Raw genomic sequence first — 11,007 nt, 5'->3', positions numbered from 1 at the left:
GCCCGGTTACATTCCGAACCCGGAAGCTAAGCCTTACAGCGCCGATGGTACTGCAGGGGGGACCCTGTGGGAGAGTAGGACGCCGCCGAACAATCTTTCAAGGACCCGTGGTCCAGCGTTCACGCTGGGCTGCGGGTCCTTTTGTTTTTCCCCTCTATTACCCGAAGCCACCCACCCGAGCGCTCCGTCGGCACCCCGACTGCGCGAGAATGGCTGCGGTACCCGAAGACAGGAGCCCAACCGATGTCCCCCAACTCCTCCGACGACCGTCCTGAGCGCGAACCGCGCCGCAGCGACAGCGGCGACCGGGGCGGCTTCCGAGGCGGCCGTGACGATCGCGACCGCGGACCGCGTCGCGACGACCACCGCGGCGGCGGGTTCCGTGGCGCGCGCGACGGCCGGCCCGGCGGGCCCCGCCGCGACGACGACCGGGGCGGCCGTCCCGGCGGCTCGGGTTCCGGTGGCCACGGCCGCCGTGACGACCGCCGTGACGACCGGGGCTCCCGGCCGTTCGGCGGGGGTGGCAATGGCGGCAGCGGCGGTGGCGGTGCTTACGGGCGCCGTGACGACCGGCGGGACGACCGCCGTGATGACCGCCGTGATGACCGGTCGGGCGGTTTCCGCCGTGACGACCGGCCGAGCGGTCCGCGCCGTAACGACGACCGGCCCGCCTTCCGGCGTGACGACCGTCGCGACGACCGGAGTTATGACCGGCGCGACGACCGGCGCGACGACCGCTTCGGCGGGCCCCGGCGTGACGACCGGGGTGCGGAGAGCCGTGGCGGCGGTAGCGGTGGTTACGCGCGCCGTGACGACCGTCCCGGTGGTGGGTTCCGGCGGGACGATCGCCGCGACGACCGTCGCGATGACCGTTCTGGCGGTTTCCGCCGCGATGACCGGGGCGACCGTGGCGACCGGGGCGACCGGGGTGGGTTCCGGCGGGATGACAGCCGGGGTGCGGAGAGCCGTGGCGGCGGTGGCGGTGGCTACGCGCGCCGTGACGACCGGCGGGACGATCGCCGTGACGACCGGTTCGGCGGGGCTCGGCGCGACGACCGGTCCGGCGCCCCGCGCCGCGACGACCGGGGCGGCGGCTTCCGCCGTGACGACCGTCGCGATGACCGCAGGGACGATCGCCGTGATGACCGGTCGGGCGGTTTCCGCCGTGACGACCGGCGTGACGACCGCCGTGACGACCGGCGCGACGACCGCCGTGACGACCGTCGTGACGACCGGTCCGGCGGGCCCCGCAGGAGCGACGACCGGTCCGGCGGGTTCCGGCGGGACGACCGTGGGGGGCGGCCGGGCGGGCCGCGCCGTGACGGTGGTGGCGGCTACGGACGCCGTGACGACCGGCCGGGCGGCCCGCGTCGCGACGGCGACCGGGGCGGGTACCGGGGCCGGGACGACAACCGGGGCGGCCGGAGCGGCGGTTACGAGCGCCGCGACGACCGGGACCGGGACCGCGCGCCCATCAAGCGGCTGCCCATCCCGGAGGACGTGACCGGCGGCGAGATCGACGAGAGCGTGCGGCAGGAGCTGATGAGCCTGCCCAAGACGCTCGCCGAGGATGTCGCGCGCAACCTCGTCATGGTCGCCAAGCTCATCGACGAGGAGCCGGAGCAGGCATACGCGTACTCCCGGATCGCCCTGCGGCTGGCCTCGCGCGTGGCCGCCGTACGGGAGGCCGCGGGCTTCGCCGCGTACGCGACACAGAAGTACGCGGAGGCCCTGGCCGAGTTCCGGGCCGCGCGGCGGATGACCGGCAGCGTGGAGCTGTGGCCCGTCATGGCCGACTGCGAGCGCGGACTCGGCCGCCCCGAGCGGGCGATGGCCATGGCCGGCGAGCCCGAAGTGCAGAAGCTCGACAAGGCGGGCCAGGTCGAGATGCGGCTCGTCGCGGCCGGGGCGCGCAGGGACATGGGGCAGCTCGACGCCGCCATCGTCACCCTCCAGAGCCCCGAGCTGGCCTCCCACTCCGTACAGCCGTGGACCGCGCGGCTCCGTTACGCGTACGCCGACGCCCTGCTCTCCGCCGGGCGCGAGGACGAGGCGCGCGAGTGGTTCGGCAAGACCATCGAGGCGGACAAGGACGGTACGACCGACGCGTCGGACCGCCTCGCCGAGCTGGACGGGGTCGAGTTCGTCGACGCCCTGAGCGAGGACGAGGCGGATGCCGACGCCGGGGCCGGTACCGACGCCCCGGCCGGCACCGAGGGCCGGACCGCGCCCCGGGACGCGGGCGACACCGAGGGCACGGGTGCGGAGCCGCTGGCGGTGCCGTCTGCCGACGCGGACGCCGACGCGCTCCTCGACGAGGACATCGTGATCCCGGACCTCGTGGTACCGGAGGCCGCCGGGGCGGAGAGTGCGAAGGCCGATGCCGCCGAGCCGGACGTGGCGAAGGCGGAGGCCGCCGAGCCGAAGGCGGTGAAGGCGGAGGGTGTCGAGCCGGAGGGGGCCGAGTCCGACACCGCCGCCCCCGACACCGCCGAGTCGGAGGCCGCCGCCCCCGGCACCGCCGCGTCGGAGACCGCCGCCCCCGGCACCGCCGCGTCGGACGCGGCCGCACCGGGTGCCCCGGAGCAGGACGACAAGCGCTGAGCGCGACGCGCGTATGACGTGCGTACGGTGGGCGGCATCCCGGGAGGGTGCCGCCCACCGGCGTTCGTGGCGTGCCGTAGCGGGGCGCTCAGCCCAGGCCGAGGGAGCGCATGACCAGGCCCGTGGCCGGTTTCGGGCCGAACGACGTCGACTTGCGCGGCATCGTGACGCCCTGGCGCGCCAGCTCCCGTACGACGTCCTCGCGTACCGGGTGGAGCAGTACCGCCGTGCCGCCGGTCCGCTCCGCCTGGACCACGGCCGCCGCGCTGTCGTGGATGTACGCGATGTGCTCCGGGTCGTCCGGGACCCGCCAGAGGTGGTCCAGCAGCGTGGCGTGGAGCACGGTCGCGTCCAGCCGCCGCCAGGCCGCCGGGCGGTCGGCGCGTACCGTACGGGACAGCAGCCCCTCGTCCGGGCGGTCGACCAGATGGAATCGGCCGTCCCCGGCGAGCAGGAACGCGTTGCCCTCGTCCGCCGCTGCCGCCAGCGCGTCCAGCGCCCCGGGGAGCGGTCCCTCGACCGTACGGACCCGGAACGAACCCGGGAGCGCGGCGAGCGCGCGCTCCACCGGCAGACCGCGCAGCAGCCGGTGGATGGCGCGGACCTGGAGCGGGTAGCGCGCCGTGTCGACCAGCAGCACCAGGCCGTACCCCCACGCGCCCGCCGGGTCCGCCTGCTCCTCGCGCAGCCGCAGATAGGTCGCCCAGCGGTGGTGGCCGTCGGCGATCAGGGCCTGGTGGTGGGCGAGGTCGTCGGAGATGTCCGTCAGGTCCGCCGGGTCGGTGACCGACCAGAGGCGGTGCGCGAAGCCGTCCTCCGTGGTGGTGGCCAGCAGCGGGGCGCGCTCCAGGGCGCGTTCGATCACCCCCGCCGTACCGCTCTCCGCACCGTAGGAGAAAGCTTTCGGCGTCGGTACGTCGCAGATGTCGCCCCGGTACGTCAGCAGCAGCGGCTCCAGGTTCGCCCCCGTGGTCCGCATCAGGGCCGCCCGTTCCGCCACCACCTCGCCCATCACGTCCTCGTGCGGCAGGACGATCCCCTCGGCGGGGGAGGAGAGCGCCAGGGCCCCGATGATCCCGCGCTGGAGCGCCTCGCCGCGCCGCTGCTCGTACACGTACAGCGCCGGTTCGGGGTCGGCGGCGAGCACGCCCTCCGCGAGCCACCGCTCCAGCGTCTCCGCCGCCCTGCGATGCCGGTCCTCCGGGGCGGCGGCCTGCGGGAGGATGAGGCGGACGATGTTGTGCGGGTCCGCGGATTCCAGCTCGTGCAGCCCGTCGGGCCTGACCACCACGTCGTACGGTGGCGAGGTGACCGCGGAGAGGCTGCCCACCCTCTCCCGGACGTACCGGAGGCCCCGGAACGGCAGCAGACGTAGCCCCTTGTCCCCAGGACCTGTTGTGTTCATCCGAGCATCGTAAGTCCAACCTGTGGACTGCGGTGTGCGGAATGATGATCGTGGGGGAAGCACAGATTGAAGGAGCGTAGGCAGGATGAGCCAGCAGACCAGGACCGTGCCGAGCGGGAGCGCCGTCGCGCTGAGCGAGGCGTACGACACCGCCCTGCTCGATCTCGACGGGGTGGTGTACGCGGGCGGCGCGGCCATCGCACACGCCGTCGAGTCGCTGGGCGCGGCCCGGGGGGCGGGGATGCGGCTCGCGTACGTCACCAACAACGCGCTGCGCCCGCCGGAGGCCGTCGCGGCCCATCTCACCGAGCTGGGGGTGCCGGCCGAGCCCGGCGATGTGATCACCTCGGCGCAGGCGGTCGCCCGGCTGATCGCCGAGCAGCTACCGGCGGGCTCGAAGGTCCTGGTCATCGGGGGTGACGGGCTGCGGATCGCGCTGCGCGAGCGCGGACTTGAGCCGGTCGAGTCCGCCGACGACGGTCCGGCCGCGGTGGTGCAGGGGTACGGCGGGCCCGAACTGCCCTGGGGGCGGTTCGCCGAGGCGTGCTACGCGATCGACCGAGGGGTGCCGTGGTTCGCGTCCAACACCGATCTGACGATCCCGGGGGCGCGCGGGATCGGCCCCGGCAACGGCGCGGCGGTGGAGGTCGTACGGATCGCCACGGGCGCGGAGCCGCAGGTGGCGGGGAAGCCGCTGCCCCCGATGCACCGCGAGACGATCCTGCGGACCGGGGCGCGGAAGGCGCTGGTCGTGGGGGACCGGCTGGACACGGACATCGAGGGCGCGTTCAACGGCGGGGTCGACTCGCTGCTCGTGCTGACCGGGGTGACGGACGGGGCGGCGCTGCTGGCGGCGGAGGCGCGCCACCGGCCGACCTATGTCGACGCCGATCTGCGCGGACTGCTCACCGGGCAGCCCGAGGTGACGGCGCGGGACGGCGGCTTCGGGTGCGGCGGCTGGACGGCGTCCGCCGGTACGGACGCCCTGTCGCTGGCCGGGGACGGGGCGCCGCTCGACGGGCTCCGGGCGCTCTGCGCGGCGGCCTGGACGGCGGCGGGCGAGGGCAGGTGCGCCCTGGACGGGGGCAAGGCGCTGGCCCGGCTGGGGCTTTAGGGGGTACGGGGGTACGGGCGTACGGGTCCCTTCCGTATCCCTCGTACCCCTCGTACCCCCCGTACCCCTGCGTACGTACCGGAACAGGCCCGGCCCGTCCCCTCCTGGGGGGCGTACCGGGCCTGTTCGTCGTTCCGGGGCGTCGGTCAGGCTTCTTCTTCCGCCGCCTGCATCAGGTTGTCCTCGGAGGCGCCCTGCCGCCAGTAGCCGCTGAACTTGACCGCGCGCCGGTCGAAGCCGCGTTCGCCGACGAGGTGGCGGCGTACCGCCTTCACCGTCGATGCCTCTCCGGCGACCCACGCGTACGGCGTGCCCTCCGGCAGCGCGGCGGCACGGATCGCGTCCGGGGTGGCCGGGGAGGTGCCGTGGACGAGCCAGGTGATGTCGGCGTCGGCCGCCGTGCGGAGCTCCTGGCGGTCCGCCGCGTCGTGGACCTCGATCCAGATCCGGGCCGGGGTGCCCGCCGGCAGCGTCTCCAGGATGCTCGCGACGGCGGGGAGCGCGGACTCGTCGGCGGTGAGCAGGATCCACTCCGTGCCCTCCGGCGGCCGGAAGTCGTACCCCGCGTTCTCCTCGACGACCGGGCCCAGTACGGAGATACGGTCGCCGGGCGCCGCCGAGGCTGCCCAGCGCGAGGCGGGCCCCGAGGCGGATCCGTCCGCCCCGTGCAGGGCGAAGTCGATGACCAGCTCGTCGGGGGCGTGGCGCAGCTCGCGCACCGTGTACGTACGCATGATGCCGCGCACCGCCGGGTCGAGGGCGCGCCAGTCGCCGTACCAGTCGCCCGCCCCACCGCCGGGTCGCGCCTCCGGCAGGACCGGCTCGCGCTGGCCCGGGTGCGGCAGGAACACCTTGATGCGCTGGTCGCGGCCGGCCGAGACCATACGGGCCAGGGCGGGGCCGCCGAGGACGATCCGGGCCATGGACGGGGTGATCCGCTCGGCGCGCACCACCTCGACGGGGAAGAACTCGAACGGCGAAGCGGCGGGGGCGGCGGGGGCCGGAGCGGCAGCGGCCGGAGCAGCGGAGGCCGGGGCCGGGGCAGGAGAAGGGGACGAAGGGGAGGAGGAGGGGGAGACAGGGGGGCGGGTCGCTGCGGCGGGGGACAGGGCGACGTTCGTCATACGGGGAGCCTCTCCGACTTCTCGATGGCTGCGGCCAGTTCTTCCAGGAGCGGGGCGTACCCCGGGTAGCTGAACTGCGCTTCGTTGATCCAGGGGACGACCTGCCCCGCCTTGACCGCCGGGAGTTCGCGCCAGGTGGGTCTGGTCCTGGCCAGCTCGGCCGGCTGGAGGTTGTTCGTCCGCCGGTCGACCATGATCACGTCGGCGGGGTATGTGCCGACGTTCTCCCAGCTCAGCTCCTCGAAGAAGCCGTCGGCGTTCGGCTTGGCCGGGACGGTCAGCCCGACGCCCAGGTCCGCGTAGTAGCGCAGATCGACGAAGGAGTCCGGGATGCCGACATGGCAGAGGTCCTGGGAGGCGGCGACGGCCAGCACCCGCAGGCCCTTCTTCGCCTTCGCCGCCTTGCGCAGCCGCTCCGACGCCGCCTCGAAGCGGGTCTTCGCCTCCGTGACCGTACGGGCGGCCGGGTCGGCGCCGAGGGAGGCGGCGAGGGCGGCGTACCGGCCGATGGCGTCCAGCAGCGGGGTCTTGGCGCTGAGGATGCCGACCGTGGGCGCCAGCGCCTCGATCTTCTTCTTCCGGTCGTCGGGCACGTACCAGAGCGCGGGCGGCAGGTTCATGTTGCTGACGAGGAGGTCGGGGCGGAGCGCCGCGTACTTCTCGACGTTGAACTCGCCCCAGGCGTTGCCGATGACGGTCACCTTGCCGACATCGAGCGTGCCCGCCTGGATGTCGGGTGAGCCGTCCTTGAGTTTCGTGGGGCCGAAGACGCCGACGGACTCGACGCCGAAGTCGTGGAGGGCGGCGGCGGATCCGATGTACGCGACGATACGTTCCGGGACGCCCGGCGCCGTCACGGTCTTCTCCCGGTCGTCCCGGAAGCTCCAGGAACCGCCCCCGCCGCCCTCCCCGGACCCGCCCGCCGCGGATTTCGCGCCGTCCCCGCCGTCCCCGCAGGCGGTGAGGAGCGCGCCGAACCCGGCCGCGCCCGCGGCGAGTACGGTCCGGCGGCCGGGCCCCCGGGCAGGCAGAAGACTGTTCATGGTGAGGTGTCCCTGATCGAGGAGAGATGCGAGGGTAGGCTAACCTAACCACGTGTTGGTCGACAGTCCCCCGGAGAAGCCGGGACCGGAACAGCCGGAAGAGCCAGGGCCGCGACAGCCGGGACCGGAAGCGCCGGGAGCGGCGCGGCCGGGCCCCGCCGCGCGGCCGAAGTCCCCCGCGCCGCGCGGCCGTTCCGCCGTGCGCGCCGGCGGGCTGGTGCTCGCCGTCGGCGTGCTCGCGCTGGTCTGCGCGGCGTCCATCGCCATCGGCGCCAAGTCCCTCCCGTTCAGCGAGGTGTGGCACGCGCTCTTCCACCGCACGGCGGGCGCGGGCGGCGCCGACGACGTGATCGTGGTCGACGTACGGCTGCCGCGTACGGTCATGGGGCTGCTGGTCGGGGCGGCCCTCGGGCTGGCCGGCGCGGTGATGCAGGCCCTCACCCGCAACCCGCTCGCGGAGCCCGGGCTGCTCGGGGTGAACGCCGGGGCCGCCGCCGCTGTCGTCTCCGCCATCAGCTTCCTCCATGTCACCTCGATCACCGGGTATGTCTGGTTCGCCTTCCTCGGCGCGGCCGTCGTCTCGGCGCTCGTCTATGTACTGGGCGGCAGCCGGGGCGCCACGCCCGTCCGGCTCGCGCTCGCCGGTACGGCGGCCACCGCGGCCCTCTACGGCTACGTCAACGCCGTACAACTGCTGGACGCGGCGGCGCTGGACCGGCTCCGCTTCTGGACGGTCGGCTCGCTGGCCTCCGCCGACCTGGCGACGGTCGGGAAGATCTGGCCGTTCATCGCCGCCGGGGTGGTCCTCGCGCTGCTGATCGCCCGTCCGCTCAACGCGATGGAGATGGGCGACGACACCGCCCGCGCGCTCGGCGCGCACCTCACCAGGACCCGGGTGCTCGCGATGGTCTCCGTCACACTGCTCTGCGGGGCGGCGACGGCGGCGTGCGGGCCGATCGTCTTCATCGGGCTGATGGTGCCCCACCTCGTACGCGCCGTCACCGGGCCCGACATGCGGTGGATCCTGCCGTACGCGGCGGTCCTCTCGCCCGTGCTGCTGCTCGGCGCCGATGTGGTGGGCCGGGTCGTCGCGCGGCCGTCCGAACTCCAGGTCGGGATCGTCACCGCGCTGCTCGGCGGGCCCGTCTTCATCCAGCTCGTACGCCGCAAGAGAATGGCCCACCTGTGATCATCCGTACGCCGGGCGGGCTCTCGGTACGGGCCGACCGCCGCGCCGCCCTCGTCGTCATGGCGCTCCTGGGGGCCGCGGTCGCCGCCGGGGTGGTGCTGATCGGCAGCGGCGACTACCCGATGTCGCCCGGCGAGGTCCTCGCCACCCTGGCCGGGAACGGCACCCCGGGACAGGAGTTCATCGTCCAGGACCTGCGGCTGCCGCGCGCCCTGGTCGGGGTGCTCGTCGGCGCGGCGCTCGGGGTCGGCGGCGCGGTCTTCCAGTCGATCACCCGCAATCCGCTCGGCAGCCCCGATGTGATCGGGTTCGGTCAGGGTGCGACCGTCGGGGCGCTCAGCGTGATCGTCTTCTTCCACGGCGGTCCGCTGGGCATCGCGGCCGGCGCGGTCGTCGGCGGGGTGCTCACCGGCGCCGGTGTCTATCTGCTGGCCTGGCGGCGCGGGGTGCACGGCTACCGTCTCGTCCTGGTCGGCATCGGCGTCGCCGCCATCCTCACCGCCGCCAACCACTACCTCGTCACCCGGGCCAACCTGGTCGACGCCACGCGCGCCGTGCTCTGGATGACCGGATCCCTCGACGGCCGCGACTGGACCCAGTTCGGGCCGCTGCTGGCGGTCTGCGCCCTCTGCGTCCCCCTCGCGCTCGGGTACGGCCGGCCGCTGCGCCTGCTGGAGATGGGCGACGACGCGGCGTACGCGCTCGGGGTACGGGTCGAGCGGGTGCGGGTGATCCTGATGGGCTCCGCCGTGCTGCTGGTCGCCGCGGCGACCGCCGCCGCCGGCCCCATCGCGTTCGTCGCGCTGAGCGCGCCCCAGCTCGCGCGCCGGCTCACCCGCGCGCCGGGCCCCAACATCGGCGCCGCGGCGGCCATGGGCGCGCTCCTGCTGCTCGTCGCCGACTCCGTCGCGACCACGGCCTTCGGCGACCGGCAGTTGCCCGTCGGGGTGGTGACCGGGGTGCTCGGCGGCTGCTATCTGCTCTGGCTGCTGGTCACCGAGCGCAAGGCGGGACGGATATGAGGCGCGCGACGGATACCGGTGGCGCGACGGATACCGGTGGCGGAACGGACACGGGTGGCGGGACGGATATGAAGGGGGTACGGATATGAGCGCCACGCCCTCGGCCGTACCGGATCCCCTCGCCCCGGAGACCCCGGAAGCCTCACCTGACCCGCCCCTCACAGAGACATCGACGACCTCGGCCATGACCCCCGCGGACCCCAGGAGTACGACCATGCAACGCCTCACCGCGGAATCGGTGACCCTCGGCTACGACCAGCGGGTCATCGCACGCGACCTCTCGGTGGCGATACCCGACCACTCCTTCACGGTGATCGTCGGCCCCAACGCCTGCGGCAAGTCGACCTTGCTCCGCGCGCTCTCCCGGATGCTCAAGCCGTCCGAGGGGCGCGTCCTGCTCGACGGCTCGGTCATCCACGCGATGCCCGCCAAGAAGGTCGCCAAGACCCTCGGGCTCCTCCCGCAGTCGTCCATCGCGCCCGACGGCATCACCGTCGCCGACCTGGTGGCCCGGGGCCGCTACCCGCACCAGGGGCTGCTGCGCCAGTGGTCCCCGGAGGACGAGCGGATCGTCGGGGAGTCGATGGCGGCGACCGGCGTCGCGGAACTCGCCGACCGGTACGTCGACGAACTCTCCGGCGGCCAGCGCCAGCGCGTCTGGATCGCGATGGCCCTCGCCCAGCAGACCCCCCTGCTCCTGCTGGACGAGCCGACCACCTTCCTCGACATCCAGCACCAGATCGACGTGCTCGACCTCTGCGCCGAACTCCACGAGACCCAGGGCCGTACGCTCGTCGCCGTCCTCCACGACCTCAACCACGCCGCGCGGTACGCCACCCACCTCGTCGCCATGCGCGACGGCCGGATCGTGGCCGAGGGCACGCCCGCCGAGGTCGTCACGGCCGAGCGGGTGGAGGAGGTCTTCGGGCTGCGCTGCCAGGTCATCGACGACCCGGAGACCGGGACGCCGCTCGTGGTGCCCGCCGGCCGGCAGGCCCGCCGCAAGCCGGCGCCCGAGCCCGCGCCCGAGCCCGAGCGGGGCGACGGTCCGGACCGCGCCGGGGAGCCCGCCGCCGAGCTGCTGGAGAAGTGACCTCGGCCGGAGAAGTGACCTCGGCCGGAGAAGCGGCCTCGGCTAGAGAAGGGACCTCAGCCGCAGCAGATCGCGGAACCCCGCCTCCAGCCTGACCCGCCCCGCGCCCCACGCGCGGGCGAAGTTCAGCTCCCCGGCGACCAGCGCCACCAGGTCGTCGCCCGTCATGGCCAGCCGGATCTGGGCCCTGCCGGGCGGCGGCCCCGCGACCGTATCGGCGACCTCGATCACGCCGTCGGCGAGCCGTCCGGTGAACGTGACGTCCAGGTCGGTGACATGGCAGCTCAGCGTGCGGTCGAAACCGGCCGCCCGGCTCACCTCGCCGTCCGCGCCCGCCAGATTCTCCGAGAGCTTGTCGAGTGCGCCGCGGCACTCCTCCTTCGTGGCCATCGCGCCCGACGTTACCCCAGCTC

The 11,007-nt window shown here is 74.3% G+C and carries 9 protein-coding genes, 1 rRNA gene and 1 pseudogene; 7 read left to right on the top strand and 4 right to left on the bottom strand.

Annotation, left to right across the window (positions count from 1 at the left end):
- From rrf to AB0O07_RS30195, 3 genes and pseudogenes are all read left to right on the top strand, one after another.
- Window positions 1-91: ribosomal RNA gene (rrf, locus tag AB0O07_RS30205) — 5S ribosomal RNA — on the top strand; the annotation flags it as partial.
- A gap of 237 nt (window positions 92-328) precedes the next feature.
- Window positions 329-1,504, top strand: coding sequence for a hypothetical protein (locus AB0O07_RS30200; RefSeq protein ID WP_365639177.1), 1,176 nt, complete (start codon window positions 329-331; stop codon window positions 1,502-1,504).
- Window positions 1,505-1,527: 23 nt separating this feature from the next.
- Window positions 1,528-2,157, top strand: a pseudogene (locus tag AB0O07_RS30195) (tetratricopeptide repeat protein); the annotation flags it as partial.
- A 535-nt stretch (window positions 2,158-2,692) separates the two neighbouring features.
- Here the strand turns inward: AB0O07_RS30195 and AB0O07_RS30190 are convergent.
- Entirely contained in the window at window positions 2,693-4,009 is a 1,317-nt protein-coding gene (locus AB0O07_RS30190) for a DUF1015 domain-containing protein (protein ID WP_365639174.1), read from the bottom strand.
- A gap of 85 nt (window positions 4,010-4,094) precedes the next feature.
- On the opposite strand from AB0O07_RS30190, the gene AB0O07_RS30185 reads away from it, so the two are divergent.
- The gene (locus tag AB0O07_RS30185) at window positions 4,095-5,123 is read left to right on the top strand and encodes an HAD hydrolase-like protein (protein WP_365639171.1); all 1,029 of its coding nucleotides are present in this window, start codon (window positions 4,095-4,097) and stop codon (window positions 5,121-5,123) included.
- A gap of 146 nt (window positions 5,124-5,269) precedes the next feature.
- Here the strand turns inward: AB0O07_RS30185 and AB0O07_RS30180 are convergent, their stop codons facing one another.
- Both AB0O07_RS30180 and AB0O07_RS30175 read right to left on the bottom strand, forming a co-directional pair.
- Window positions 5,270-6,247 carry a siderophore-interacting protein gene (locus tag AB0O07_RS30180; RefSeq protein WP_365639168.1) on the bottom strand — a complete coding sequence of 326 codons (978 nt, stop codon included), beginning with the start codon at window positions 6,245-6,247 and terminating at the stop codon, window positions 5,270-5,272.
- Window positions 6,244-7,290 (bottom strand): ABC transporter substrate-binding protein, encoded by a 1,047-nt coding sequence (locus tag AB0O07_RS30175; protein WP_365639165.1) that lies wholly within the window; start codon window positions 7,288-7,290, stop codon window positions 6,244-6,246. The genes AB0O07_RS30180 and AB0O07_RS30175 overlap by 4 nt, the downstream gene beginning before the upstream one ends.
- 199 nt (window positions 7,291-7,489) lie before the next feature.
- Between AB0O07_RS30175 and AB0O07_RS30170 the strand changes: the two genes are divergently transcribed.
- From AB0O07_RS30170 to AB0O07_RS30160, 3 genes are all read left to right on the top strand, one after another.
- Complete coding sequence (locus tag AB0O07_RS30170) at window positions 7,490-8,479, top strand: iron chelate uptake ABC transporter family permease subunit (RefSeq protein ID WP_365639225.1); 990 nt, start codon at window positions 7,490-7,492, stop codon at window positions 8,477-8,479.
- Window positions 8,476-9,501 (top strand): iron chelate uptake ABC transporter family permease subunit, encoded by a 1,026-nt coding sequence (locus tag AB0O07_RS30165; protein WP_365639162.1) that lies wholly within the window; start codon window positions 8,476-8,478, stop codon window positions 9,499-9,501. Before AB0O07_RS30170 ends, AB0O07_RS30165 begins: the two co-directional genes overlap by 4 nt.
- Window positions 9,502-9,715: 214 nt before the next feature.
- The gene (locus AB0O07_RS30160; RefSeq protein WP_365639159.1) at window positions 9,716-10,594 is read left to right on the top strand and encodes an ABC transporter ATP-binding protein; all 879 of its coding nucleotides are present in this window, start codon (window positions 9,716-9,718) and stop codon (window positions 10,592-10,594) included.
- A gap of 42 nt (window positions 10,595-10,636) precedes the next feature.
- Here the strand turns inward: AB0O07_RS30160 and AB0O07_RS30155 are convergent, their stop codons facing one another.
- Complete coding sequence (locus AB0O07_RS30155) at window positions 10,637-10,984, bottom strand: sterol-binding protein (RefSeq protein WP_365639156.1); 348 nt, start codon at window positions 10,982-10,984, stop codon at window positions 10,637-10,639.
- Window positions 10,985-11,007: the final 23 nt, after the last annotated feature.

The sequence above is a fragment of the Streptomyces sp. NPDC093085 genome (assembly GCF_040683935.1).
In the GTDB taxonomy this organism is placed as follows: domain Bacteria; phylum Actinomycetota; class Actinomycetes; order Streptomycetales; family Streptomycetaceae; genus Streptomyces.
This window is presented reverse-complemented; position numbering and strand designations above follow the sequence as displayed.